Genomic DNA, 25,915 nt, shown 5'->3' on the forward strand with positions numbered 1-25,915 from the left:
CCCACTAATGCATAAATAAGCGAAACCGGAGGCTTTCCTCTGGTCGTCCTAGGGTCGCGCCTAGGGCCTGATGAGCTAGCTGAACAGGTAAGGCGGGTGGCCCCGCTGATCTAGCCGGAAGGGGTGACGATAGAGCCCCACAATGCAGGAGAGATACCATGATTACATGGTCAATCACTCTTCGCTGGAAAACGAAAAAGGCCAAGGTCTCGATCACCTTGGCCCTATTCCTAACCCTCTAGCGAAGGGGCTTCACAGTCGAAAGGCTGTGAGGCTCCTGCATCTTAATCAAACCCTCACAAGCCTGCAAGGGCATCTAGCGAAGGAGAGACGGATGCGGTTCTATGCTGCGTGTCTAGCGAGTTACAATAATGGTGTGCTGCACGGTCGTTGGATTGACGCAAGCTCTGATGTTGATGAGATGCAGGCCGAGGTTTCCGCAATGCTGCGCGAGAGCCGTTTCCCGAACGTGACGGTAAAGCACCCCGAGACGGATGAAATGGTTCCTAGCGCGGAAGAATGGGCAATCCACGATTACGAGGATTTACCATCTTGCTTCGGCGAATACGCGGGCATCAAGGCAATCGCTGAGTTTGTGGAACTGACCGAAGAACACAGCATGGAAGCTGAAAACCTCTCTGCAATCGTCTCTCACTTCGGCTCTGTTGCCTACGCCAAAGAGGAATTGGCTGACCGCTTTGTTGGTCGTTACGAAAGCCTCCGTGCTTACGCTGATGAGATGGCGGACGAGATGCTAGCCGCCCATGACATCAAGAGCGATCACCCGCTTGCGCAGTATTTTGACTATGAGCAGTACGCCCACGAGCTGCGGCATTCGGTGACCGAAGTTGACCTGAGTGATGGAGTCGGGCTGTTCTGTTGAGGGGGGGGATGTAAAAAACCCCAGAACAAGACCCTCGGAGGCCAGGGTCTCGTTCACCTAAGCCCTCCATAACCATCTAGCGTAAGGGACCTGACGGTTCATAAGGCTTAGTCCCCACAGCATATCCAAGCCAGTCGCTTCTCGAAAGTCTGGCAATCCACACGCGGAGGCCAGACCTATAACTTAACGTTGCGTCCTCCACCTATATACCTCGCGCGAACAAGTCGATGAAACTCGTCAACTTCCATTGTGTCGTCAAGTCGGAGAAGTTCGTCGTTAGGCCAAGCCATCAAGCCAAACGTCCAAGCTGTTTTTGTCGCGCCACCTAGGTAAAGCTGCTTATGAACGTAATCTGGTGGAACCGGTCCGTCGTTAGAAAGATGAAGAAATTTGAGGTGAGGCCATGTGGTGACAGCAAGCTTAATTGCCTCGACCGCGTACGAAACTGGGACCAAAGAACCAATCCATATTGCTGCATGGGCATCAAAATCGTCCGAAGCCGAAGCCTGGTAGATTGAAGCATCAAAGCCAGCATTCACCAAGTTGCGATAGAGCATGTAATCCCCAGGCAACTGCGAAATAGACACCTGAAATTCGGATTTCGTCCAGATTGTTTGCTCAGCTTCGGCTTCTTGAGGCTGGACTTGCTGAAGTATCATTTCTGATACTTGGCTAGCCCTGAGAATCCCGTCCGAATATAAGCCCTTATCCTTCAACCACTCAGCATATTCTTTTGCTTCCTGCAAGTGTGGCCGAAATACTGTCAACATTGCCGCGACGAATATTAGGACTCCAGCAATCAATATTCCAGTCAGTATTATAAGAAAGGCAGAGGCCCACTCTGGACGGGTGATCCAGTGTGCGGCACCCAGTAGAGCGCTTACTAAAGCAACGAGCATAACGAACCACGTTGCCACCAATTGTATCGGGGTAGTAATTTTTTCAGGAAGTATTTTGGAGCCGGACACGATTACTCCGATCAGTTCGACATGCAACCACTTCAGATTGCGTACTTTGTAGCATTTTACAACACGCGCAAATCGCTTTTTAGTAGCAAGAAATGGTCTTAGCTTAGTTTTGATATAGGAAGTTGAGAAAAAAGATTGGACAACCAACGCCAACCTATCCATTATCGGATAGATTTTCACTTGTGACATTATCGGGTAGGCCCATGACGACCACTACTGAAACGACTAAACGCGATGCAGCTTTTACAGTGTCTCGCGTCATCAATATGCTCCGAACCCTCAGTCCTGACATGCCGATGCAACAAGCGGACATCCTGTTTCAGGTTGTTCTCCACCCCGGCTTAACAATGGCTGAATTGAGCAAGAGAACCGGACTGTCTCAGTCCTCAGTCTCGCGTAACATTCAAGCACTTTCGAAATTCCATCGCCTCGGAAAACCGGGGCTGGACCTCGTGGATGTCGTGATTGACCCTCGGGAGTCTCGTCGTCGTTTGATATTCTTAACCGCCTCGGGCAAGGCGTTCGTTACGAAGCTCTTGCGCAATGTCGATGCTGATTACTCATTCGACCGTGAGACAGATGCTCGTCTTCAAATCGAGCGGATGCACGAAGAAGCCATGGAGAAGGCCGAACCAGCCTCTACCCGTGGACGCATCAACAAGCCTCAGTAAAAGTGGTGCTCGCAGCCGGACTTGAACCGGCAAGCCGTAAGGCGACGCATTTTAAGTGCGGTGTGTTTACCAATTTCACCATGCGAGCGGCTGACCTCTCGGTATGCCGGATGCATTCCTATGTCAACTTCAAGGAGAACAGAATGGCGAAGAAAAGAGGTTCCTCATGGGAAGGAACCGTGACCCACAAAGGGGCTCGGCATCGCCGCAGCTTTGGGACGGAAAGTGAGGCCGAACTTTGGGAACTGGACAGCAAGGCGAAGCTCATAAAGGGCGAGCCCATCGATATGGGAGAGAAGGCTGCGAAACGCCGTGGTGACCTTCCATACACCCTCGGGGAGCTTGTTCAGCATGTCTATGAGACCCACTGGGCTCCCATGGCGTCCGGCTCGAAGCAACTCATCAACGCCAACCTGATCGTTGCTGAGATCGGCGCAAGCCTTCCGGTCGCAAAGTTGGGCAAGGCAGATGTGGACCGCGCTCGTGCAAAGCTCTTGGCTGCTGGCAACGCTCAGGGAACCGTGAACCGGAAGGTTGCGGCGCTATCTAAATGTCTCTCTGAGGCTGAGGACCTTGGCATCATCGAGCGCAAGCCGAAATGCAACAAGTACAAGGAGAGCGAACACCGCGTTCGTCGCTTCACGTCACATGAGGAGAAGAAGACACTCGCTTTCTTTGAGCGCATTGGCCACCAAGACATGGCGGATTACACCGTCCTGTCTCTGGACACTGGCATGCGTCAAGGGGAAGTCCTGGCTTTGCACTTCGAAGACATCCAGAATGGCCGCGTGACCGTTTGGGGTGTTGGTGCATCTGGACAGCGAACGAAGTCCGGCAAGAGCCGCACCGTGCCTTTGACAGCTCGTGCGCAGGCCGTCTTTGATCGTCGTCGGGATGACATCATGGGGAAAGCCGTGTTCCCGAACCTCTCCAAGAACTCGGTTGCTCACTACTGGGGCCGCTTGTCAGAGACGCTCGACCTCGAAGGGGACAAGCAGTTCGTTCCGCATATCCTTCGTCATGAGTTTTGTTCGCGTCTGGCCTCGAATGGGGAGAACGCTGCGGCCATCCAGAAGCTTGCCGGTCACGCAACCTTGCTCGTCACTCAGCGCTACGTTCACCTCTTTGGGGATGAGTTGGATGATGTCATTGGTCGCATGGAAAAGAAGGAAACACTCGCTGGAAATCGCGCCACACTCGCTATCGTGGACGAGATCGAGCATGACACCCAGGCACTCGCAAAGCTTCTCGCTCAGTTGCCACAAGATCAGCTCAAGGCAATCTTTAAGACTGTGCTTTCAACAAATTAAGTCGCACACCAGAAATAATCTTCTTGTGCGGCTTGTGGCTAAACCTGTGGCCACACCCACTACTTCAAGGTAAGTAGAGCTTCCCATTGAAACGAAAAGGGAAGCATTATCAACGGCTTGATCAGACAGTATCGTCACCCAAGGGGACTTAAAATCTGCCGACCCACGGTCTTGCGGGTTCAAGTCCCGCCGTCCGCACCATCACCCTCAAATTGCTCTCAAGCCTTCCAGAACAGCGGCATCAGCAGCACGAGTACGGTCAGTATTTCGAGGCGGCCCAGCAGCATCATCAGCGATAGAAGATAGAGTGCCGGGTCCTTGATGGTTGAGAAATTACCTGCGGGGCCGATGATGGGGCCGACGCCGGGGCCGACATTGGCGAGTGCGGTGGCGACTGCTGACGTTGCGGTCAGGAAGTCATAGTTCATGGCGCTCATGACAAGGCTGCCGCCGATCCACAGGGCGATATAGCAGCTGATGAAGAGAAAGACGTTGCGGATCGTTTCTGCGTCCACAACTTGCTTGCCATAGCGCACGGAATAGACGGCATCCGGATAGAGCAGTTTTTTCAGGCCGGTTTTCACGACGCTGAAGACGATGATGAAGCGGTATGCCTTGATGCCGCCCGCTGTCGAGCCAGAACAGCCGCCCATGAAGGTGGCGAGGAAGGCAACAACCACTACGAATGGACCCCAGAGCGTGTAGTCATCGCTGGCGAAGCCGCCTGTCGACAGAATCGATGCCATGTTGAAGAAGGAATGGCTGAGTGCATGATCGAGCCGCACGCCATTTGTGATGTGGTGGTAGATGGCGACCGCCAGCGATATGGCGCAGAGATAGCCGATGAAGACGCGTATCTGCGGATCATGCAGAATATCCAGGCGTCCGCGCACGGCCAGCAGGATCATCACAGAGAAGGGCAAGCTTCCGAGGATCAGGAAGAATGTGGCGATCCACAGAAGCGCGATATTGTTTCCGAAAAACGCAAAGGAGGCATCATGCGTGGAAAAGCCGCCTGTCGCGATTGTGGACATGGCGTGGTTCAGCGCATCGAAATGGGTCATGCCTGCGAAATCGAAGGCGATGGTGCAGGCCAGCGTCATGACTATGTAGATTGCAACAAAGGCTTTGGTGAAGCTCGCAAGGCGCGCGAAAGGGCGGTCGCTAGACGTGTCTGACGATTCCATGCGGAAAAAGGTCATGCCGCCAACGCGCAGCAGCGGCAGGATGAAGAGGCCGAGGGCAACAATACCGATGCCACCCAGCCAGCACAGCAACGAGCGCCAGAGCAGGATGCCTTGTGGGGCATTATCCAGCCCGGCGATAACAGTCGAGCCCGTGGTTGTGATTGCCGAAATGGATTCAAATAGAGCCTGGCCAAAGCTGAGATTGAGTTCAGACAGATACAGCGGTACAGCGCCGACGAGCGAGAAGACGAGCCAGAGGACATTGACCAGCAGAAAGCCGAACCTTTTGTTGAAAGTGGGCATGGGCGCACGGGTGGCGAGCGCACCGGCAAGTGCCAGCCCGCCACACATGAAACCGGATGTGGCAAACACCGCCCAATCACTGTTTCCATAATAAAGGTCGGCCATGGCCGGGATAAACATCGCCGTTGCCATGTAAAGCCCGAAGATGGAAGCGATATAGAGGACCGCGCGCAGAAGGTTGCTATTCAAGAAATGAAACCTTGATTGAGTGAGGCGTACCGAAGTTGCGCAAAGAGTCTTTGTCTCAAGCGTTTTCCTATGGCATAGCGGGAGCCAACCTGAAATTCAATGGATTGAAAATCGTGGATAAATTGCTTGTAGAAGCCGCACGGCGAGAAGTTCGGGAATTGTTTCCTGAAACGCCTTTGCAGTTGAATGAACATCTCAGCCGCCGCTATGGCGCGGAGATCTGGCTGAAGCGTGAAGACCTGACGCCTGTTCGTTCCTACAAGATTAGAGGCGCATTCAATTTTCTGCGCAAAGCCGTTGCCACGACGGGCAAGGACAAGATTTTCGTCTGCGCATCTGCCGGAAACCACGCGCAGGGATTCGCTTTTGCTTGCCGTCATTTCGGCGTTCATGGCGTGGTTTTCATGCCGGTGACGACGCCGCAGCAGAAGATCGACAAGACCCGCATCTTCGGCGGTGAATTCATCAAGATCCGCCTTGTCGGCGATATTTTCGACCAGTGCTATGCCGCTGCCCGCACGTTCGTCGAGGAAACATCGGGTTATATGGTGCCCCCCTTCGACCATAAGGACATCATCGAAGGGCAGGCGACTGTTGCCGCAGAGATTGCTGATCAGTTGCCGGACGGCCAACTGCCGGATATTTTGGTCATGCCTGTCGGTGGCGGTGGTCTCTCAGCCGGGTTGACCGGCTATTTCGCTGACGATCTCGCCAAGAGCAGTTTCGTTTTCTGCGAACCTGTTGGTGCGCCGAGCCTGAAGACCAGCCTTACGGCGGGCGAAGGGGTGACGCTTAACAAGGTCGACAATTTCGTTGATGGTGCGGCGGTTGCGCGCATTGGCGAACTCAACTTCGAGGCTTTGCAGCACTTTTCGCCGGAGCAGGTTGAGCTCGTCCCCGAAAACGCTATCTGCGTGACGATCATTGATATGCTCAATCTGGAAGGAGTTGTGCTGGAGCCTGCGGGCGCGCTCGCCATTGCCGCGCTGGAGCAGCTTGGCCGGGAAAAGCTGGAGGGCAAGCGCGTCGTTTGCGTCGTTTCCGGCGGTAACTTCGATTTCGATCGCCTGCCGGACGTGAAAGAGCGCGCGATGCGTTACACCGGCGTGAAGAAATATTTCATTCTGCGCCTGCCGCAGCGCCCTGGTGCGCTGCGTGATTTCCTCAATCTTCTTGGCCCGGACGATGACGTTGCGCGCTTCGAATATCTGAAGAAATCCGCCCGCAATTTCGGCTCGATCCTGATTGGCATCGAGACGACCGACCGGGAGAATTTCAGCGGTCTGTTCCAGCGTTTCGAAGATGCGGGCCTCGGCTATGAGGACATCACCGAAAACGAAATCCTTGCCAACCTCATCATTTGATGCGGTCGCAAAACGGGCAGGGTGATGCAACGCCCTGCCAACTCTACAAAGGAAGGTAGATCATGGCCTCGTTCTTTTCCAAACTCTTTTCCGCTTTCGGTTCATCCTCATCAGATGCTGCACCGAAGAAGGCTGAATCGGCAGAGCCGCATCCCTACAAGGATTGCGTGATCATCGCGACGCCGATGAAAGAGGGCGGCCAATACCGTCTGGCCGGACGCATCGAGAAGATGGTGGGGGAAGAGACGCTTGTGCATGAATTCGTGCGGGCGGATATGTTCTCCAGCCTTGAAGATGCCGTGGAATTTACCGTGCGCAAGGGCCAGCTGATTATCGATCAGAGCGGCGCGTCGCTGTTCAAATAAAAAACGGCCGCGAGAGGCTCGCAGCCGTTGGGTAGTCTATGGAAAGCGGCGTTTATAGCGCCGCTTTTTTCATATCAGGCAGCCTTGGCCAGATCTTCAATTTTGGCAGTTGCTGCGGCAATTGCCTTTTCAGCAGCTTCTGGACCGAAGGCCAGGCCTTCAACGCGAATGACTTCAACGTTGGTCATGCCCATGAAGCCGAGAACGGTCTTGAGGTAAGGAACAGCAAGCTCCAGAGGTGCTGCTGGGCCTTCCGAGTAGATGCCGGAAGAAGCCAATACGATGTAAACCTTCTTGCCGGTTGCGAGGCCAACAGGACCTGTTTCTGTGTAACGGAACGTCTGGCCAGCGCGGGCGATCAGGTCGATCCAAGCCTTCAGGCCGGAATAGATGCTGAAGTTGATAAGGCCGGTGCCGATGATGACCGTGTCGGCTGCAAGCAGTTCTGCAACGCGTTCGTCAGAATACTTGATGGCCTCTGCTTCTTCGCCGTTGCGATCAGCAGGTGCCGAGCGAATGGCTGAAATCGTTGTCGTGTCGAGGTGGTTGATCGGGTTCTGGCCGACGTCGAGATGCGTGATCGAGCCGTTTGTCTGTGCCTGAATTTTGGCAGCAAGTTCGCCAGCAAACTTGTTGGACATGGACTGGTCGCCGCGTGGGCTGGACGTTACGAGAAGAATTTTCGACATGTGCAATATCCTTGGGTCAATATAGAGGTTGGACGGGGCGCAGCAGCCCAATCGTTGGTGCTTGTATCGTTCAATGTTGTCATCTAGAAAACTGTGATAATCTGGAAGTCACCTATCGAGAAACTGGATGGACCATGGAAGCAAATCCGACACTGGACCAATTGCAGGTCTTTCTCTCCGTGGCAGAGACCGGCAGCTTTTCCGCCGCCTCACGCGCGCTGAACCGGGCGCAATCCGTTGTCAGCTATACGATTGCCAATCTTGAAGCCCAGCTGGAAGTCACGCTGTTTGAACGCAATGGCGTTCGCCAGCCCAAATTGACGGATGAAGGTGCGGCGATGCTGGAGCATGCGCGCCGCATCGTTTCCGGCCTCCAGGATTTGCGCGCCCGCGCCAAAGGCTTGAAGCAAGGCCTTGAGGCCGAAGTTTCGCTTGCTATCAGCACCATGGTGCCCGCCGAGGCGGTGGTCGATGCGCTGAGGGACTTTCGCGTTCAGTTCCCCACCGTCACGCTGAACCTCAGCGTTGGCGAGCTTGGCATGGTCATGGATATGGTTTTGAATCGGAAGGCCAATATCGGCATTGGCGGCGCCATGTTCCACCAGGATGATGGGCTTGTTATTGATAAGGTCGGCCACTCTTTCATGGTGCCGGTGGCCGCCGCTGACCATCCTCTGGTGCTCCTGAACCGCCCGCTGACGCTGGCAGATGTGCGCGAAGAGGTGCAGCTTGTGGTCACCGATGCGTCCGGCCTGACAAAGGGCAAGGATTTCAACGTGCTGTCCTATAAAAAATGGCGCGTCAGCGACATTGCCACCAAGTACCAACTTATCAAAGGCGGCCTCGGCTGGGGTGGTCTTCCCGTATCGGTGGTGCGCAACGATATCATCAACGGCAGTCTCAAAGCTCTTGAGCTTGATTCCTATGAGGGTGGCGAATACCCGCTTTATGCCCTGCACAAGGCAGATTCGCCCTGCGGACCCGCAGCGACATGGCTAATCGAGGCATTTCAGGAACGTCTGTCGCAGTGCCCCAACCACGACGGCTTTCTCCGCAGAATGACGCTGGCCCGCGAGAATAGCCTGAAGGATGCAGCGGAATAAACCGTACCGTACCGAACCGTACTGTTTTGCTTGAAGGTGGCAGTGACAGGCGGGCGGCTTTCGAGTAAAACCCACTCAAAAGCAGGGGCAGGGTGCAGCGGTGCTGTGCAAATCGGCCCTTGCGTGAGGAAAATCGAGGAATAAGCACATGCCAGTTTATCGCTCCAGAACGACAACCCACGGCCGCAACATGGCCGGTGCGCGTGGCCTTTGGCGCGCCACCGGCATGAAGGATGGCGATTTCGGCAAGCCGATTATCGCTGTCGTCAACTCGTTCACGCAGTTCGTGCCGGGCCACGTCCACTTGAAAGACCTTGGCCAGCTGGTTGCGCGGGAAATCGAAGCAGCCGGTGGCGTTGCCAAGGAATTCAACACGATTGCCGTGGATGATGGCATCGCTATGGGTCACGATGGTATGCTGTATTCGCTGCCATCGCGCGAGATCATCGCCGATTCCGTTGAGTACATGGTCAACGCCCACTGTGCCGATGCCATGGTCTGCATTTCCAACTGCGACAAGATCACACCCGGCATGCTAAATGCCGCCATGCGTCTGAATATTCCGGTCGTCTTCGTGTCCGGTGGACCAATGGAAGCGGGCAAGGCTGTGCTGCATGGCAAGACTGTTGCGCTCGACCTCGTAGATGCGATGGTTGCTGCTGCCGATGACAAGATGACCGATGAGGAAGTCGACACCATCGAGCGTGCTGCATGTCCAACCTGTGGCTCATGCTCTGGCATGTTCACGGCCAATTCCATGAACTGTTTGACCGAAGCGCTGGGCCTTGCCTTGCCCGGCAATGGCTCCACGCTGGCCACGCATTCGGATCGCAAGCGCCTGTTCGTTGAGGCGGGCCACCTGATCGTTGATCTGGCGCGCCGCCATTATGAGCAGGATGATTATACGGTTCTGCCGCGTTCGATTGCGACCAAGGCTGCATTCGAAAATGCGATTGCGCTGGATATCGCCATGGGCGGCTCCACCAATACCGTGCTGCACATTCTGGCCGCAGCCCATGAGGGCGGCGTTGACTTTACCATGGAAGACATCGACCGCATGTCGCGCCGGGTGCCATGCCTGTCCAAGGTCGCGCCTGCCAAGCAGGACGTGCACATGGAAGACGTGCACCGTGCCGGCGGCATCATGCGTATTCTGGGTGAACTGGAACGCGGCGGTCTTCTCAATACGGATTGCTATACCGTCCATGAGAAAACGCTGGGTGATGCCATCAATCGTTGGGATATCACACGTACCAACAGCGAAAGCGTGCGCGACTTCTTCAAGGCTGCGCCCGGTGGCGTGCCGACGCAGGTTGCTTTCAGCCAGTCCTCGCGCTGGGATGAGCTGGATACCGATAGCGAAAACGGCGTCATCCGCTCGGTTGAAAAGCCGTTCTCCAAGGATGGTGGTCTGGCTGTTCTCTACGGCAACATTGCTCAGGATGGTTGCATCGTAAAGACCGCTGGCGTGGACGAATCGATCCTGAAATTCAACGGTGTCGCCGTGGTTTACGAAAGCCAGGACGCTGCCGTGAAGGGCATCCTGTCCAACGAAGTCAAGGCTGGCGACGTTGTTGTCATCCGTTACGAAGGCCCCAAGGGCGGCCCTGGCATGCAGGAAATGCTGTATCCAACCAGCTACCTGAAATCCAAGGGTCTCGGCAAGGCTTGCGCGCTCATCACTGATGGCCGTTTCTCCGGTGGCACGTCTGGCCTCTCCATCGGCCACGCTTCGCCGGAAGCAGCCCAGGGCGGCGCCATTGGCCTCGTGCGCCAGGGTGATCCGATCGAGATCGACATCCCCAACCGCACAATCAACCTCAAGGTCTCGGATGCCGAACTCGCATCACGCCGGGCCGAGCAGGACCAGCTTGGCTGGAAGCCAGCGGAGCACCGCAAGCGCAATGTCACCACGGCATTGAAGGCCTATGCGGCATTTGCATCGAGCGCGGACAAGGGTGCTGTGCGGATACTGCCGGAGTAAGCCATCGTTCGGCAGTGAGACAAATTCTGCGTCATCCTCGGGCTTGTCCCGAGGATCTGACCACGTCCGAGAATGACGGGGTGAGTGAGACTAGCCCGTTTCCAAGTGAAATGGGTTTCTCAACTCGTACCTGACAAGCGAAACCATTCTGCTTCGCTGTGCGCAGAGAGATTGCGCTCTACCAATTTTCCTGAATCCAAGCTTCTGCATGAGACGGTGAGATGATTTATTGTCGCTGATCGGGTTAGCGTGAAGAACAGGCATGTTCATGTGCTTAAAGGCATGATCGATGACGAGCCGGGCTGCTTCTTCTCCATAGCCTCTGGCCCATGCGCTTCGCCCTAGCCACAGCCCAAACTCACCTGCAAGACCGATGAGGCCGATGAGTTGGCCGTTATCTATTGCCCACACGGGCAGATTTTTCCCTTGAAAGCGCAGGATCTTCGTTCGGGCATCGTCGACTGTGTAGGGACATGATGTTCGTAAGAGGTTGCGCAACACCAGCTGATCATTGGTGATGCGTGCCAGCGCTGGCGCGTCCGTAATCTTGAAGCGCCGAAGGGTCAGGCGGTTCGAAACCAATCTTGGTATTGTTCTGTCGACAGATCGCATGACATTCAACATGCGCAATTTGGGCGTGTCTGCCAACCGTGATTTTGAATCGGAACTGGTTTTGCTTCAGCACGTTGGCCGAATGTGAAAAATGAGGACCTGAATTCATGAAACGCGCAATTGTAACCGGCGGTGCCGGTGTCATCGGGACTGGGATTATCGAGAGGTTGCTGGCGGAGGGCTGGACCGTTGCATCCTTCGATATCAAGAGCAGCAAGACGACGGCACAGCATTGCCATTGCGATGTCGGCGATGAAAGCTCAGTAGCCGCCGCATTTGAGAAGCTTGGCTGGGATGGTCTTGAGCTTCTCGTCAACAATGCAGGCATTGCATCGCCCAACACTGGGCCTATCCATGAGTTATCGCTGGCCGATTGGCGCAAGGTGACGGACAGTCATCTGACCGGGGCGTTCCTGATGACGCGATCTGCGGTGCCGCTGATGGGGGAGGGTGCCAGCATCATCAATATGGTTTCCACCCGGGCTTTCATGTCCGAGCCGGAGACGGAAGCCTATGCGGCATCCAAGGGCGGGCTGGTGGCGCTGACCCATGCGCTTGCGGTTAGTCTCGGGCCGAAAATCCGGGTGAATGCAATTGCGCCGGGCTGGATTACCGAAGACACGGATCTGCGTGAGCAGGATCATTCTCAGCATCCGGTTGGGCGGGTGGGCAGGCCGAAAGATATTGCGGATGCGGTGGTGTATCTTACCGGGGCTGGCTTCATGACCGGGCAGGTCATGGTGCTGGATGGCGGCGTGACGAAGAAGATGATTTACGAGGAATGATCTCTTCATGCGATGATTCAAGGCGTTGGCAATTTGAGTCTCCAAAGCTGCGGAAGTCATTGTTTATTTTGGCTTTGTCACCGCTGGGTGAGTTCGAGGTGAGGGCTATTCACAAAGCGGTGACAGGCCTTCTGCTTGTTTTAAAGTTCACTAAATAATCTCTATGAAAAGACGCACAGCACTTGCCCTCATCGCTTCGCTCCCCTTGGCCTCGGTCGTTCGTGCCCAGACGCCGAGTGCGGGCTTACCGGAGCTTCTGGAAGATGCAGACGCGCTGCCGAGCCTGAAAGCCGTCATCGTCAGTCTTGACGGCAAGGAGGTCGCAAGCCGCGCCTATCATGGCGCGTCGTTGAACGGCTCCACCAACATAAAATCGGCCTCCAAATCCATTGTGTCCGCGCTGGTTGGGATGGCGATCGATCGCAAAATTCTTGAGGGTGTCGATCAACCAATCTCGTCGGTGCTTCGACCCGACTTTCCGGCGAAGCCCGATCCGCGTATTGAGCGCGTGACCATTGGTAATCTGCTTTCCATGCAATCGGGTCTGGAGCGGATGTCCGGCCCGAATTACGGACGCTGGGTTTCCAGCCGGAACTGGGTGCGCACGGCGCTCGGCTCCGGATTTGCGGGCGAGCCGGGTGGGGGTATGCTCTATTCCACTGGTTCAACGCATCTTCTGTCTGCCATTCTCACCAAGGCTTCTGGCAAATCCACGCTGGCGCTGGCCCGTGACTGGTTTTCCCCTCTCGATGGCTTTTCCATCGGTTCATGGGAGCGTGACCCGCAGGGCGTCTATCTGGGTGGAAACCAGATGGCGATGACAGTGCGATCTCTGCTGGCGTTTGGTGAGCTGTACCGACGCGGAGGCGTGACACCGGATGGTGAGCGTCTCGTTTCGCAGGCTTGGGTGGATCAGTCATGGGTTCAGCGCACCAATTCCGTGTTCAATGGCGATGGCTACGGCTACTGCTGGTTCATCAAGGAAATGGCAGGGGAGACGGTCTATTATGCCTGGGGCTATGGCGGGCAGATGCTGTATATCGTGCCGTCCAGAAAGCTCTCCGTGGTGATGACCTCACGCGAAGACGTGCCATCCGCCCGCACCGGCTATAGGGACCAGTTGCACGGGCTGATGGCGAGTATCATTTCTGCGGCTTAAAGCGGACGATTGATATTCTGGAAGGCTTCGCCAAGCTTTTTCATACGGTCATCGTAGGATTTGGTCAGGCATTCCGTGTCGGCAGCACAGGTTTCACGGGTTTTCAGCCACTCGCTTTGTTCTGTCTTCAGCGTGTCGCGCGCGCCCATTGCCATCAATTGCGTGAGAATGTCGAATGTAGTTGCCATGCGCACGTCCTGATCGTTCAAGGCGCGGTTTTCGCAAATGGTCTTCTCGTCCGCTTTCAGGTCTGTCTTCGTGCAATCGAAGCTGGCAGCGCCAACTGGCGAACCGTGAGAATAGGACGCGATAACAAGCAAACCAGCAAGAACATGCTTTTTAAAACTCATGTGGATCTCTTTTCCAAAACCGGACTTTATATGCCGTCTTAAGTCTGGAAGAGCATAAGTTGTTCCATTCCAGTCTTATGGCGCAGCCCGTCATTATCTTGCCGCCCTTTGATTTATAGGCTCAAGCGTTATAACTCCATCATATTGATGAGGATGAGGAATCACATGCCAAGCATGTTGAAGTATTTGACCACCGGCCTTTTGGCGACAATGCTCGTTTTGCCGGTTTCGGTGCGGGCGCAGGATAACAAGACCGTGCCCTCCAGCACCGCGGAAATGCAGCTCTCCTTTGCGCCGCTGGTAAAGCGCACCTCGGGAGCGGTCGTGAACGTCTATGCCGAGCGCATGGTGCAGAAACGCGGTTCGCCTTTCGCTGGCGATCCCTTCTTCGAGCAGTTTTTCGGCCAACAATTGCCAAACCGCACAGAAAAGCAGTCTTCGCTTGGTTCGGGCGTCATTGTTACAGCGGGCGGTCTTGTGGTGACCAACAATCACGTCATCGATGGTGCCGACGATATCAAGGTCGCGCTGGCTGACGGACGTGAGTTCTCATCAAAGGTGCTGATGAAGGATGACCGCATCGATCTCGCCGTCTTGCAGATCGACGCGAAAGAGAATTTCCCGGTTCTGGCGCTTGGCAATTCTGACGCCACGGAAGTAGGTGATCTCGTTCTCGCCATCGGTAACCCTTTCGGCGTGGGGCAGACGGTCACCAGCGGTATTGTCTCGGCACTGGCGCGTAATCAGGTGACGCAGGGTGATTTCGGTTTCTTCATTCAGACGGACGCCTCCATCAATCCCGGTAACTCCGGTGGCGCTCTCATGAACATGGCGGGCGAGTTGATCGGCATCAACACCGCAATCTTCTCGCGCGGTGGCGGCTCGAACGGCATCGGCTTTGCCATTCCGGCCAATCTGGTGCGCGTGTTCCTGGCTGCGGCTGAAAAGGGCGATACGACCTTCCAGCGTCCCTATGTCGGCGCGACATTTGATCCTGTGACATCAGAAGTGGCCGAGGCGCTGGGTCTGAAACGCGCACGCGGCGCGCTTGTCGTGGGCGTCGTCAAGGACGGTCCTGCGGAAAAGGCGGGCATCGAGCCGGGTCAGGTGGTGACAGCCGTCAATGGTATCGAGGTTGAGCATCCCGATGCGCTGGGCTACCGCCTGACCACCGCCGGTATCGGCAAATCCGCGACCATTACCGTGATCGACAAGGGCAAGGAAAAGAACCTCAACATCGCGCTGGATTCCGCACCGGAAACCGCGCCGCGTGACGAACGTCTGCTGGAAGGGCGTAATCCGTTTGCGGGAGCGACTGTCGCCAATCTTTCGCCCAAGCTTGCAGACGAGCTGCGGTTGCCGACAGGCGCTGCCGGTGTTGTCATCATGGATGTGAAACGCGGTTCGCCAGCGGCCCGGGTCGGTTTCCAGCCCAAGGACATCATTGTGTCTCTCAACGGTGCCGACATGGCGACCTCCGCAGATGTCGAGAAGGCATTGGATGACAATCCCGGCTTCTGGCGGTTGGAGCTTATTCGCGATGGCCAGCGCATTCGGCAATTTCTGCGATGAGCGGCGATCTCTTCGCACCACAGATACCGGCTGATGTCGCCAACCGGCGGCCTCTGGCTGACAGGCTGCGCCCGACCACGCTTGCCGAGGTAACGGGGCAGTCGCATCTGACGGGCGAAGAGGGCGTTCTGCGCCGAATGATAGAGAGCGGCTCCCTAGGCTCGATGATCTTCTGGGGACCGCCCGGTACTGGCAAGACGACGGTTGCGCGCCTGCTTTCGGGCGAGGCGCAACTGGCCTTCGAGCAGATCTCCGCCATCTTTTCGGGCGTTGCCGATCTGAAGAAGGTCTTTGAAGGTGCGCGTGCGCGGCGCATGAACGGGCGCCAGACGCTGCTGTTCGTGGACGAAATTCATCGCTTCAATCGCGCCCAGCAGGATAGTTTCCTGCCTGTCATGGAGGATGGCACCATCATTCTGGTCGGCGCAACGACAGAAAACCCATCCTTCGAGCTTAACGCCGCTCTTTTGTCACGCGCCCGCGTGCTGACCTTCAAATCCCATGATGAGGAAAGCCTTGGCGAGCTTCTGACCCGCGCTGAAAGCGTCGAGGAAAAGCCGCTGCCGCTGACGGATGATGCCCGTGCATCACTCATTCGCATGGCGGATGGTGATGGACGTGCGGTGCTGACGCTGGCGGAAGAGGTCTGGCGCGCTGTGCGCAAGGACGAGATTTTCGATACCGAAGGCCTGACGCATATCGTGCAGAGGCGCGCACCCGTCTATGATAAGGCGCAGGACGGCCATTACAATCTGATTTCGGCGCTGCATAAATCCGTGCGGGGATCTGACCCCGATGCCGCATTGTATTATCTATCGCGAATGCTGGATGCGGGCGAAGACCCGCTTTATCTCGGTCGCCGTCTTGTGCGTATGGCGGTGGAGGATATCGGTCTGGCCGATCCGCAGGCGTTGGTCATCTGCAATGCTGCAAAAGATGCCTATGATTATCTCGGTTCGCCGGAAGGTGAACTCGCTCTGGCGCAGGCCTGCATCTATCTGGCCACAGCACCCAAATCCAACGCAGTCTATACCGCTTACAAGGCGGCCATGCGCGCGGCCAAGGAAAACGGCTCGCTGCTGCCACCCAAGCATATTCTCAATGCGCCAACGAAGCTGATGAAAAGCGAAGCTTATGGAGATGGCTATCGTTATGACCACGATGAGCCGGATGCTTTTTCAGGGCAGGATTATTTCCCGGAGAAAATGGGGCGGACCACGTTTTATGATCCGCCGGATCGTGGTTTCGAGCGGGATATTCGCAAACGTCTGGACTGGTGGGCGAAGCTTAGGCGCGAGCGAAACGCCAAATAAGTTTCTGGAGCTAACGCACCGCCGCGACTTTTTCACGAGGCAGAGCCACATTGCGTGGCGGCAGCATTTTTACAGACGATTCCGCGAGCGCATGATGACCTTCGCAGTCAACAATGAGGTGCCAGTGCGACGTTTCGGGAATGGTCAAACGCAGCGGCGATTTCTTCGCAACACCGCCCATGAATTTGAAATCCAGCATTTCGGTGAAGCGCTGATAGTTGCCCGAGGTCATCAGCCGCACGTTGTTGACGGCGTTCAGTGATACCTCAATGACCGCACCGGCGCGTAATTCCTTGAGATCGTAATGTGTAAAGCGGAAGCTTGGCACGGCCATCTTCGAGCCCCCTCATGTTTAGTTGCATGCCATAACGATACGCAGGGATGATTAACGCTTCTTTATCGGTGCGTGAATTCTGTCATTTTTCAACTATAAAAAATAAATAAGATTTATTTTACTGTAAAAAATTAGTATATTCGAAGAAATATAAAATTTATACACTGATAACAGCGTTCTGAGAATTTCGCGCACTTCTGCAAGAGATCCGGGCTGTATTCGTTAAGACTGCCTGAATTATTAATAATGAATTTTTAATAACTATAGTCTCTCCTCATATAAAATTGGGGGACTGTAACGGCATGAAACACATGACCATTTCGATGCGCTTATATGCGCTTGTCGCTTTATTCCTGAGCATCATGGTGGCAGCTCTCACCTTCAGTTTGTTTGGCGGATACCAGGGGATGGAAGAGGAGCGCAAAGCCGGACTTGCATCCATGACCCAGACAGGCGTCGCTATTCTTGATAACTATTACCGCCTGGAGCAAAGCGGGGCGTTGACGCGCGAGGCTGCTCAGCAGCAGGCAAAAGCGACGCTCTCTGCCATGCGTTACGACAATGGCAGCGGATATTTCTGGATCAATGATATGGGTCCGAAAATGGTCATGCACCCGGTCAAGCCGGAACTGAATGGCACAGACCTCTCGGGCAACAAAGATCCGAACGGCAAATTTCTGTTCATGGAGTTTGTCAGCACCGTCAAGGCAAATGGCAAGGGCTTTGTCGATTATTATTGGCCAAAGCCCGGTTCGCCTGATCCCGTCGAGAAGTTTTCCCATGTGGCAGGATTTGCGCCCTGGGGCTGGATTGTCGGCACAGGCGTCTATGTGGACGACCTCAAAGCCGCCTTCTGGGATGAGGCGCTTTGGGTTGGTGGCATCTGTGCAGGCAGCGCCATCCTCGTCATGGGTGCTGCGGCTTTCGTCGTCGGTGGGGTTACCCGGCCCGTCGCATCGCTGAAGGAAAGCATGGCCCGTATCGCCGATGGTGATGGCAACGCCGATGTGTCCTATACTGATCGCCGCAATGAAATCGGCGCTATGGCCAAGACGTTGCTGATCCTGCGCGACTCCGTCAATCAGCGCAGCCAATCGCAATTGCGGGAAGCCGAGCAGCAGCGCGCTCTCGAAGAGGCCCGTATCAATAATGAGAAGATCATCAGTGCGACGACCCAGCAGCAATCCCATGCAATTGCTGAACTCGCGCGGGCACTCGAGCGCCTGGCGGGTGGTGATCTGACCGTTCAGGTCAGTGCCATTGGCCAGGAATATGAAAAGCTGCGGCATGATTTCAACAGCGCGGTTGGCGAGTTGCACAATGTCATCGGCGCCATTGCCCGCACCAGCCATGTCGTCAACGATAGTGCTTCCGATATCAGCCAGGCGACCGGCAATCTTTCCAAACGTACCGAACAGCAGGCGGCGGCACTGGAAGAGACCGCAGCGGCGCTGGATGAGATCACATCGACCGTTCGCACCTCATCTGAACGTGCCAACGAAGCGCGCCAGATGGTGACGGAGACGAAGAGCAGCGCAGACCGTTCCGGCCAGATCGTCCGCAACGCTGTGGATGCGATGAACCGTATCGAAGATTCATCCCAGAAGATCGGCCAGATCATCGGCGTCATTGATGAGATCGCGTTCCAGACCAATCTTCTTGCACTGAATGCCGGTGTCGAGGCTGCACGCGCGGGCGAGGCCGGTCGGGGCTTTGCCGTTGTTGCGCAGGAGGTGCGTGAGCTTGCGCAGCGTTCCGCCAATGCCGCCAAGCAGATCAAGTCGCTCATCAACAGCTCTGCTGAACATGTGGGCGGCGGTGTCTCGCTCGTTCGTTCCACGGGAGATGCGCTCGACGAAATCATGGTTCTGGTCAACCGCGTCGATGGTCACGTCAACACCATCGCCACCGCTGCCCGTGAGCAGGCGACTGGCCTCCACGAGATCAATGCGTCCGTGAACCACATGGACCAGATGACACAGCAAAATGCGGCGATGGTTGAGGAAACGACGGCTGCCAGCCAGACACTGGCGGAAGAAAGCCAACAGCTTCGTTCGCTTTTGTCGCGCTTTCAGCTTTCCGGCGATGAGTCCCGCCAGCGCGTTGCCCGCGCGGCCTGATCGTCAAACCCGATACTCTCTGCACGGGCGCTGCTTTGCGGCGCCCGTTTTCGTTATTTAAGCAAACCGAAAAGAACCTCACGCTCGCAAAGAGTTCGTTTACCAAATTTCTTTATGATTTGATTCGATTGCCACTCTTCGTGGCCGCTGAGGGTACGGGTTCTTGTATGGCGTATGTTTCCCTTCCGCGTCGTTTTGTGACGTTGCTGACGATCTCCACGGTGATTGCCTCCTGCTCTGCCGAAGGGCTGGTGCCGCCGGCTGAGGTGGACGGTGCCACACGGGTCAGTTCCATCCGTTCCGCGCAACAGCAGAATTACAGCGCGCCGCCCGCAGCCGGCGTTCCAAGCCAGCCGATGAGCGATGACTTGGCCATGTCTCAACCCATGCCGGAACAGCAACCGTCGCGTGATCCGCTTCTTCAGGCAGGACCGGGGCAGCAGTATTCGACGCTGGATGCCCAGCAACAACGCCTTGGTGGCCCTGATATCGCACCGCAGACCTCTGCCGACATGGCCGAGGGGCAGGGCGGGGTGAATATGGATGATGGCCTTGGCGTTGCACCCGTGCGCGGTTTGGCGGAAGAGCAGGATATGGAAGTATCCGGCCGATCCAGTCCTGCGACGATGGATCAGATGGACAGCCAGCCGCCCACTGCGCCCCCGCGCCGCCAGACGGCCAGCCAATCGCGTCTTCTGCCGCCACCCGGTGAGGGCCAGCAACGCCAGCCGGTGCAGGATGTGGCAATGCTGATGCCGCAAAACCCGATGCAGGAACGTCGCATGTCTGCTCCACCAGGCATGATGCCACAGGCGGAGGTGTCTTGCCGTTCTGAACTGCGCAGGCTCGGCGTTGCGTTTCGGGATGTGGGACGCGTATCGGATGGACCGACCTGCGGTATCGATTATCCTATTGAGCTTTCCGGCCTTGCCAGCGGCGTAGCGATCCGTCCTGCGGTGAAACTCAATTGCCAGGTTACGCTTGCCTTTGCCAAATGGGTCAAGTTCGAGCTCGTGCCATCGTCGCGCTTCCGTTATCTCTCCGGCGTGGAGCGCATTACGCCGATGGGTGGCTATTCATGCCGCAAGATGAATTCGCGCTCCAGCAACCCATGGTCCGAGCACGCACGCGGTAACGCCATCGATATCGGCACCATCACCTTGAAAAATGGCAAGGAAATCGATGTCCGTAAAAAGAGCCTGTTTGCCTTCCGGGAAAAGGGTCTTTTGAAAGCCGTGCGCAGTGATAGCTGCAAGTATTTCTCGACAGTGCTTGGCCCCGGCAGCGACCCAAACCACTGGAACCATTTCCACTTCGATCTTCGCACACGCAAATCCGGCTATCGCCATTGCGACTGAGAATAATCGGCCAACAGCCGGGTTAAATGGAGTATGATTTCGCAGCAGGGATGGTTTTCGCGCAAGCTGGAACCTATATGATATCCAGCAGGATTGTGTTGAAAGATGTCTTATGAACTCCCCCCAAAAGCCAATCGTTTCCATCCAGAACCTTACCAAATCCTACGCCAATGGATTTCAGGCACTCAAGGGCGTTACGCTCGATATTTACAAGGGTGAAATTCTGGCGCTTCTCGGGCCGAACGGCGCGGGCAAGACCACCCTCATTTCCATCATCTGCGGCCTCGTTAACCCCGGCGAGGGCAGGGTGCTGGTGGACGGGCATGATGTCGTCAGTGATTTTCGCAAGACCCGGGCCCTGATCGGGCTAGTGCCGCAGGAATTGACGACGGACCAGTTCGAAACGGTCTGGAACACCGTGAGCTTTTCCCGAGGGCTTCACGGCCAGAAGAAAAACCCTCAGCTCATCGAGAGCATTCTCAAATCCCTCTCGCTCTTCGACAAGAAGGACAACATGCTGCGGGAGCTTTCCGGCGGCATGAAGCGTCGTGTGTTGATTGCCAAGGCGTTGGCGCATGAGCCGCAAATCCTGTTTCTGGATGAGCCGACAGCGGGCGTGGATGTGGCACTGCGCCGCGATATGTGGAAGGTCGTGGAGGGGCTTCGCGCCACCGGTGTCACGATCATCCTGACGACGCACTACATTGAAGAAGCCGAAGAGATTGCCGACCGAGTCGGCGTCATCAGCGGCGGCGAGTTGCTTCTGGTGGAAGACAAGACCGCCTTGATGCAGAAGCTGGGCCGCAAGCAGCTTTCGCTGGAGCTGATCGAGCCGATCAAGGTTCTGCCGGATAGTCTTTCCGGCTTTCACCTTTCCCTTTCCGAAGACGGAACGTGCCTGACCTACGAATATGAAGGCAATGGCGAGCAAGGCCGCATCGCTGATCTGTTGGCCGCGCTTTCCGCTGCGGGCATTCACTTCAAGGATATTTCGACACGCCAGAGCTCACTGGAAGATATTTTCGTGGCGCTGGTGGGAGGTCAAAAATGAATTTCGAAGCCATCAAATCCATCTATCTGTTCGAAATGGCGCGCACGCGGCGCACCCTGTTGCAGAGCGTGGTGTCGCCCGTCATTTCCACCTCTCTCTATTTCATCGTCTTCGGCACGGCCATCGGCTCGCGCATTCAGGAAGTGGATGGCGTTTCCTACGGCGCGTTCATCACGCCCGGCCTGATCATGCTGACATTGCTCACGCAGTGCATCAGCAACGGCTCATTTGGAATTTACTTTCCAAAATTTACCGGCACGATTTATGAAATTCTATCGGCTCCCGTGGCCATGACGGAAATTCTGGCGGGTTATGTCGGGGCTGCGGCAACCAAGGGGCTGCTGATCGGCACGATCATTCTAATCACCGCCTCATTCTTTGTGGATGTATCGATTGCGCATCCCTTTGTGATGCTGCTCTTCTTCGTGCTCACCGCCATCAGCTTCAGCCTGTTTGGCTTTATCATCGGCATGTGGGCGTCGAATTTCGAGCAGTTGAATCTCATTCCCATGCTGGTTGTTCCGCCGCTGACATTCCTCGGCGGTAGCTTCTATTCCATCAGCATGCTGCCGCCTTTCTGGCAGACGGTCAGTCATTTCAATCCGGTTCTTTACCTCATCAGCGGCTTCCGCTGGAGCTTCTACGAGATATCGGACGTCAATCCGGTCTTGAGCCTTGTCATGATCACGGTCTTTCTGGCTGTCTGCCTTGGGATCATCAGCTGGATGTTCAAGACTGGCTACAAGCTCAGAAACTGATCGTTCAACCGCATACCGAAACGAAAAAAGGCAGCCCGAAGGCTGCCTTTTTGCATTGTGCGGCCGTTTGAAACCTTATGCAGGCCGAACGAGAATGTGCTTCTTCTTGCCCAGCGACAGCTTGATGACGCCATCTGCGGTGATTTCGCCAGCGCCGATGAACTGACGCTCATCCGACATGCTCTGGTCGTTGATCTTGACCGCACCGCCCTGAACATGGCGACGAGCTTCGCCGTTGGAGGTCGCAAGACCGGCGCGCACGATCAGCGACAGCAAGCCAATGCCCACCTCAAGCTCAGCCTTCGGCACCTCGATGGACGGCAGGTTGTCGGCCAACGCGCCTTCTTCGAAGGTCTTGCGGGCTGTTTCTGCAGCCTGTTCGGCATTCTCACGGCCATGCAGCATGGCGGTGATTTCTGTCGCGAGGATCTTCTTCACTTCGTTGATTTCAGAGCCGCCAAGCGCGGAGAGACGGGCAATCTCGTCCATGGGCAGCGTGGTGTAGAGCTTCAGGAAGCGCGAAACGTCTGCGTCTTCCGTGTTGCGCCAGTACTGCCAGAAATCATAGGCGGACAGCATATCCGGGTTCAGCCACACGGCGCCATTCATGGACTTGCCCATTTTGGCACCAGACGAGGTGGTCAGAAGCGGCGAGGTGAGCGCGTAAAGCTGCGGCGTGCCCATGCGGTGACCGAGGTCGATGCCGTTGATGATGTTGCCCCACTGGTCCGAGCCACCCATCTGTAAACGGCAGCCTGTGCGCTTGTTCAGTTCCACGAAATCGTAGGCCTGAAGGATCATGTAGTTGAATTCGAGGAAGGACAGCGACTGTTCACGATCCAGACGCGTCTTGACGCTGTCGAAAGACAACATGCGGTTGACCGAGAAGTGACGGCCGACATCACGCAGGAATTCGAGGTAGTTGATATCGCGCAGCCAGTCGCCATTGTTGATCATCATGGCAGGGGTGGTCGCGCGGTCGTAATCGAGGTAATTTGCAAACACGCGCTTGATGGAGGCAATGTTGCTTTCGATCGTATCGACCGTCATCAACTGTCGCGCCTCATCCTTGAAGGAGGGGTCGCCGACCATGCCGGTGCCGCCACCCATGAGGGAAATCGGCTGGTGGCCGGTCTTCTGCATCCAGTGCAGCATCATGATCTGGATCAGACCGCCGGCGTGCAGGCTGGGCGCGGTCGGATCAAAGCCGATATAGGCAGTCACGGTTTCCTTGGCAAAGAGTTCATCGAGACCTGCCTCGTCGGAGACTTGGTGAATGAAGCCGCGCTCATCAAGCGTGCGGAGGAAATCGGACTTGAACCTGGACATAACCTTTTTCTTTCTGGTTGGGTCTATTGCATCACCGAAAAGCCGGTGAATGCCGCGCCATTAGCATTGTTTTTTGTAAAATGCACCCGTTTGCGCCATGAATATCGGCAATCGGCAAGATGATTCCATCAGGTAGGAGAAGCGGCATGGGCGAGGTCAAAACAGCAATAGGGCTGATGAGCGGCACGTCCATGGATGGAATCGATATCGCCCTGCTGCGCACGGATGGGGAAAGCGTCGTCCGGCACGGCCCCACCGGCTATTTTCCCTATGACGCCACCCTGCGCGCCACATGGCAGAGGGCGCTCGTTACGGCAAAGGCGATCCGTCAGCGCAGCGAGCGGCCGCAGGATCTCGGTGAGGCAGAGAGAATGCTCACGCTCGCCCATGCGGCAACGGTCAAATCCTTCCTCTTACGTCATGGCCTAAGCGCCGATGCGATTGATGTCATCGGCTTCCATGGGCAGACCGTCTTGCACCGCCCGGATGATGCGCTGACGGTGCAGATTGGTGATGGTCCTCTGCTGGCTGAGGAAACCGGCATCGATGTGGTCTATGACATGCGTGCCAATGACATGGTGCATGGCGGGCAGGGCGCGCCGCTCATTCCGGTCTATCACGCAGCACTGGCGGCCAATCTACCAGCGCAGTTCGAAACGCCTGCCGTGTTCGTGAATATCGGCGGTATTTCGAACCTGACCTATATCGGCAAAAGCGGCGACCTGGCAGCCTTCGACAGCGGCCCCGGCAATATGCTGATTGACCAATGGATCGAAGCGCATACCGGCAAGGCGTATGACAGGGGCGGTGCGACGGCGGCGCGGGGTGCTGTCGTTCCGTCGCTCGTTTCGCGATATATGGAAAGCCCGTTCTTTTCCGCCAATATCCGCCGCTCGCTTGATCGATCCGATTTTATGCCACCTACAAAGGGTGAGGTTTCGCTGGAAGACGGCGCGCGGACATTGGCGCATCTAACCGGCGCGGCCATCCTCAAATCTGCAAGCTATCTGCCGGAAGCGGCGAAGACATACGTTGTCTGTGGCGGTGGTCGGCTGAACCCCGTCATCATGGCCGAATTTTCTGTGCAGGCAGCAACGCTTGGCGCAAAGGTGATCGCGGCAGAGGCTGCGGGTTTTGATGGCGGAGCGATGGAGGCGGAGGCCTGGGCCTATCTGGCCGTGCGGTCGCTCAGAGGCTTGCCGCTGACATATCCCGGCACGACGGGAGTGAGTGAGCCGGTGACGGGTGGTGTTTTGGCGAAAGCGTCGCGCACCACCTAGCAAGAGCGTCATGCTCGGGCTTGTCCCGAACATCTGCTAAGTCGCAATTTTGGAAACGTGGGTAGATCCTCGGGACAAGCCCGAGGATGACGTTGGTGCAAGTCTTCAGCGAATACGCTTCGCCGCTGGCTCTGGCACTAGTTCGCCGTTGAGGCGACGGTCCAGATAGTCTTCGCATTCGCCCATCAGCGTATCCACTTGGCCATTGAAGAAGTGGTTGGCGCCGGGAACGGTGCGGTGGGTGATGAGGATGCCCTTTTGCGTCTTCAGCTTTTCGACAAGAACATTGACGTCCTTTTCCGGCGCAACCTTATCCGCATCACCATTGATGATGAGGCCCGATGACGGGCAGGGTGCGAGGAAGGAGAAGTCGTAGGTGTTGGGCTGTGGAGCAATGGACATGAAGCCTTCAATCTCCGGGCGGCGCATCAGAAGCTGCATGCCGATCCAGGCGCCGAAGGAGTAACCAGCCACCCAACAGCTCTTTGAGTCCGGATGCAGGCTCTGCACCCAGTCCAGTGCCGATGCGGCATCGGAGAGTTCGCCAGCGCCGTGGTCAAACTCGCCCTGGCTGCGACCGATGGAGCGGAAATTGAAGCGCAATGTGGTGAAGCCACGCTTCTGGAACAGGTAGAACAGCTGATAAACGATCTGGTTGTTCATCGTGCCACCAAACTGCGGGTGTGGGTGCAGGATGATGGCAATCGGTGCGCTTTTTTCCTTGGATGGCTGGTAACGGCCTTCGAGGCGACCTGCAGGGCCGTTAAAAATGACTTCGGGCATTTGTACTCCGGTCGTGTTTTTCTGTTTCTGAACCTTTTCCATACGCAAGAAGACTTGACGCGGATGGTCAGCTTTTCTAAAACCTAGTTTAGAAC

General features: G+C 56.0%; 24 protein-coding genes, 1 tRNA gene and 1 other RNA gene. 17 read left to right on the top strand and 9 right to left on the bottom strand.

Annotated features, from left to right (window positions below; genetic code table 11):
• Positions 1 to 17 precede the first annotated feature (17 nt).
• Both IFT53_RS08640 and IFT53_RS08645 read left to right on the top strand, forming a co-directional pair.
• Positions 18 to 85: hammerhead ribozyme type II (locus IFT53_RS08640), an RNA gene on the top strand.
• A 249-nt stretch (positions 86 to 334) separates the two neighbouring features.
• Positions 335 to 883, top strand: a complete 549-nt coding sequence (locus IFT53_RS08645) for an antirestriction protein ArdA (RefSeq protein ID WP_192064032.1) — start codon at positions 335 to 337, stop codon at positions 881 to 883.
• A gap of 176 nt (positions 884 to 1,059) precedes the next feature.
• On the opposite strand, the gene IFT53_RS08650 is transcribed toward IFT53_RS08645, so the two are convergent.
• Positions 1,060 to 2,040 (bottom strand): hypothetical protein, encoded by a 981-nt coding sequence (locus IFT53_RS08650; protein ID WP_192064031.1) that lies wholly within the window; start codon positions 2,038 to 2,040, stop codon positions 1,060 to 1,062.
• A 14-nt stretch (positions 2,041 to 2,054) separates the two neighbouring features.
• Here IFT53_RS08650 and IFT53_RS08655 point away from each other — a divergent pair, with 14 nt between their 5' ends.
• Entirely contained in the window at positions 2,055 to 2,522 is a 468-nt protein-coding gene (locus tag IFT53_RS08655; RefSeq protein WP_192064030.1) for a MarR family winged helix-turn-helix transcriptional regulator, read from the top strand.
• 3 nt (positions 2,523 to 2,525) lie between these two features.
• Here IFT53_RS08655 and IFT53_RS08660 read toward each other — a convergent pair.
• A tRNA-Leu gene (locus IFT53_RS08660) sits at positions 2,526 to 2,610 on the bottom strand.
• A gap of 55 nt (positions 2,611 to 2,665) precedes the next feature.
• Here IFT53_RS08660 and IFT53_RS08665 point away from each other — a divergent pair.
• Positions 2,666 to 3,832 carry a tyrosine-type recombinase/integrase gene (locus tag IFT53_RS08665; RefSeq protein WP_192064029.1) on the top strand — a complete coding sequence of 389 codons (1,167 nt, stop codon included), beginning with the start codon at positions 2,666 to 2,668 and terminating at the stop codon, positions 3,830 to 3,832.
• 218 nt (positions 3,833 to 4,050) lie between these two features.
• Here IFT53_RS08665 and IFT53_RS08670 read toward each other — a convergent pair whose 3' ends face one another.
• Positions 4,051 to 5,511: a TrkH family potassium uptake protein gene (locus IFT53_RS08670; RefSeq protein ID WP_192064028.1), complete on the bottom strand. Its 1,461-nt coding sequence runs from the start codon at positions 5,509 to 5,511 to the stop codon at positions 4,051 to 4,053.
• Positions 5,512 to 5,600: 89 nt separating this feature from the next.
• Between IFT53_RS08670 and ilvA the strand changes: the two genes are divergently transcribed.
• Together ilvA and IFT53_RS08680 are read left to right on the top strand one after the other, a co-directional pair.
• Positions 5,601 to 6,875 carry a threonine ammonia-lyase gene (gene ilvA, locus IFT53_RS08675; RefSeq protein WP_192064459.1) on the top strand — a complete coding sequence of 425 codons (1,275 nt, stop codon included), beginning with the start codon at positions 5,601 to 5,603 and terminating at the stop codon, positions 6,873 to 6,875.
• Positions 6,876 to 6,937: 62 nt separating this feature from the next.
• A complete protein-coding gene (locus tag IFT53_RS08680) occupies positions 6,938 to 7,240 on the top strand; it encodes an HlyU family transcriptional regulator (RefSeq protein ID WP_192064027.1) in 303 nt (100 codons plus the stop codon).
• Positions 7,241 to 7,314: 74 nt separating this feature from the next.
• On the opposite strand, the gene IFT53_RS08685 is transcribed toward IFT53_RS08680, so the two are convergent.
• Positions 7,315 to 7,929 (bottom strand): FMN-dependent NADH-azoreductase, encoded by a 615-nt coding sequence (locus tag IFT53_RS08685; protein ID WP_192064026.1) that lies wholly within the window; start codon positions 7,927 to 7,929, stop codon positions 7,315 to 7,317.
• Positions 7,930 to 8,063: 134 nt separating this feature from the next.
• Between IFT53_RS08685 and IFT53_RS08690 the strand changes: the two genes are divergently transcribed.
• Together IFT53_RS08690 and ilvD are read left to right on the top strand one after the other, a co-directional pair.
• Positions 8,064 to 9,032, top strand: coding sequence for a LysR family transcriptional regulator (locus IFT53_RS08690; RefSeq protein WP_192064025.1), 969 nt, complete (start codon positions 8,064 to 8,066; stop codon positions 9,030 to 9,032).
• Between the two features lie 148 nt (positions 9,033 to 9,180).
• Positions 9,181 to 11,016 (top strand): dihydroxy-acid dehydratase, encoded by a 1,836-nt coding sequence (gene ilvD / locus IFT53_RS08695; RefSeq protein ID WP_192064024.1) that lies wholly within the window; start codon positions 9,181 to 9,183, stop codon positions 11,014 to 11,016.
• Between the two features lie 90 nt (positions 11,017 to 11,106).
• Here ilvD and IFT53_RS08700 read toward each other — a convergent pair whose 3' ends face one another.
• Complete coding sequence (locus IFT53_RS08700; RefSeq protein WP_192064023.1) at positions 11,107 to 11,598, bottom strand: GNAT family N-acetyltransferase; 492 nt, start codon at positions 11,596 to 11,598, stop codon at positions 11,107 to 11,109.
• Positions 11,599 to 11,735: 137 nt separating this feature from the next.
• On the opposite strand from IFT53_RS08700, the gene IFT53_RS08705 reads away from it, so the two are divergent.
• A complete protein-coding gene (locus IFT53_RS08705) occupies positions 11,736 to 12,413 on the top strand; it encodes an SDR family NAD(P)-dependent oxidoreductase (RefSeq protein WP_192064022.1) in 678 nt (225 codons plus the stop codon).
• 163 nt (positions 12,414 to 12,576) lie between these two features.
• Positions 12,577 to 13,572 (top strand): serine hydrolase domain-containing protein, encoded by a 996-nt coding sequence (locus tag IFT53_RS08710; RefSeq protein ID WP_192064021.1) that lies wholly within the window; start codon positions 12,577 to 12,579, stop codon positions 13,570 to 13,572.
• Here the strand turns inward: IFT53_RS08710 and IFT53_RS08715 are convergent.
• A complete protein-coding gene (locus IFT53_RS08715; protein ID WP_042616003.1) occupies positions 13,569 to 13,922 on the bottom strand; it encodes a lysozyme inhibitor LprI family protein in 354 nt (117 codons plus the stop codon). The genes IFT53_RS08710 and IFT53_RS08715 overlap by 4 nt on opposite strands.
• A gap of 165 nt (positions 13,923 to 14,087) precedes the next feature.
• Here IFT53_RS08715 and IFT53_RS08720 point away from each other — a divergent pair, with 165 nt between their 5' ends.
• Positions 14,088 to 15,494, top strand: a complete 1,407-nt coding sequence (locus tag IFT53_RS08720) for a DegQ family serine endoprotease (RefSeq protein ID WP_192064020.1) — start codon at positions 14,088 to 14,090, stop codon at positions 15,492 to 15,494.
• Positions 15,491 to 16,807, top strand: coding sequence for a replication-associated recombination protein A (locus IFT53_RS08725; protein WP_192064019.1), 1,317 nt, complete (start codon positions 15,491 to 15,493; stop codon positions 16,805 to 16,807). The genes IFT53_RS08720 and IFT53_RS08725 overlap by 4 nt, the downstream gene beginning before the upstream one ends.
• A gap of 10 nt (positions 16,808 to 16,817) precedes the next feature.
• On the opposite strand, the gene IFT53_RS08730 is transcribed toward IFT53_RS08725, so the two are convergent.
• Positions 16,818 to 17,141, bottom strand: coding sequence for a DUF1883 domain-containing protein (locus tag IFT53_RS08730; RefSeq protein ID WP_192064018.1), 324 nt, complete (start codon positions 17,139 to 17,141; stop codon positions 16,818 to 16,820).
• 323 nt (positions 17,142 to 17,464) lie between these two features.
• On the opposite strand from IFT53_RS08730, the gene IFT53_RS08735 reads away from it, so the two are divergent.
• The 4 genes from IFT53_RS08735 (at position 17,465) to IFT53_RS08750 (ending at position 22,428) form a co-directional block, all read left to right on the top strand.
• Entirely contained in the window at positions 17,465 to 19,261 is a 1,797-nt protein-coding gene (locus tag IFT53_RS08735; RefSeq protein ID WP_192064458.1) for a methyl-accepting chemotaxis protein, read from the top strand.
• 167 nt (positions 19,262 to 19,428) lie between these two features.
• Positions 19,429 to 20,619 carry an extensin-like domain-containing protein gene (locus IFT53_RS08740; protein WP_192064017.1) on the top strand — a complete coding sequence of 397 codons (1,191 nt, stop codon included), beginning with the start codon at positions 19,429 to 19,431 and terminating at the stop codon, positions 20,617 to 20,619.
• A gap of 112 nt (positions 20,620 to 20,731) precedes the next feature.
• A complete protein-coding gene (locus tag IFT53_RS08745) occupies positions 20,732 to 21,670 on the top strand; it encodes an ABC transporter ATP-binding protein (protein WP_192064016.1) in 939 nt (312 codons plus the stop codon).
• A complete protein-coding gene (locus IFT53_RS08750) occupies positions 21,667 to 22,428 on the top strand; it encodes an ABC transporter permease (RefSeq protein ID WP_042615997.1) in 762 nt (253 codons plus the stop codon). The genes IFT53_RS08745 and IFT53_RS08750 overlap by 4 nt, the downstream gene beginning before the upstream one ends.
• Before the next feature lie 75 nt (positions 22,429 to 22,503).
• Here the strand turns inward: IFT53_RS08750 and tyrS are convergent, their stop codons facing one another.
• Positions 22,504 to 23,757 carry a tyrosine--tRNA ligase gene (gene tyrS / locus IFT53_RS08755; protein WP_192064015.1) on the bottom strand — a complete coding sequence of 418 codons (1,254 nt, stop codon included), beginning with the start codon at positions 23,755 to 23,757 and terminating at the stop codon, positions 22,504 to 22,506.
• A 146-nt stretch (positions 23,758 to 23,903) separates the two neighbouring features.
• Between tyrS and IFT53_RS08760 the strand changes: the two genes are divergently transcribed.
• Positions 23,904 to 25,037, top strand: coding sequence for an anhydro-N-acetylmuramic acid kinase (locus tag IFT53_RS08760; protein ID WP_192064014.1), 1,134 nt, complete (start codon positions 23,904 to 23,906; stop codon positions 25,035 to 25,037).
• Between the two features lie 105 nt (positions 25,038 to 25,142).
• Here the strand turns inward: IFT53_RS08760 and IFT53_RS08765 are convergent, their stop codons facing one another.
• Positions 25,143 to 25,820 (bottom strand): alpha/beta hydrolase, encoded by a 678-nt coding sequence (locus tag IFT53_RS08765; protein WP_042615994.1) that lies wholly within the window; start codon positions 25,818 to 25,820, stop codon positions 25,143 to 25,145.
• Positions 25,821 to 25,915: the final 95 nt, after the last annotated feature.

Source organism: Rhizobium sp. CFBP 13644, from assembly GCF_014842165.1.
GTDB lineage: Bacteria > Pseudomonadota > Alphaproteobacteria > Rhizobiales > Rhizobiaceae > Agrobacterium > Agrobacterium tumefaciens_C.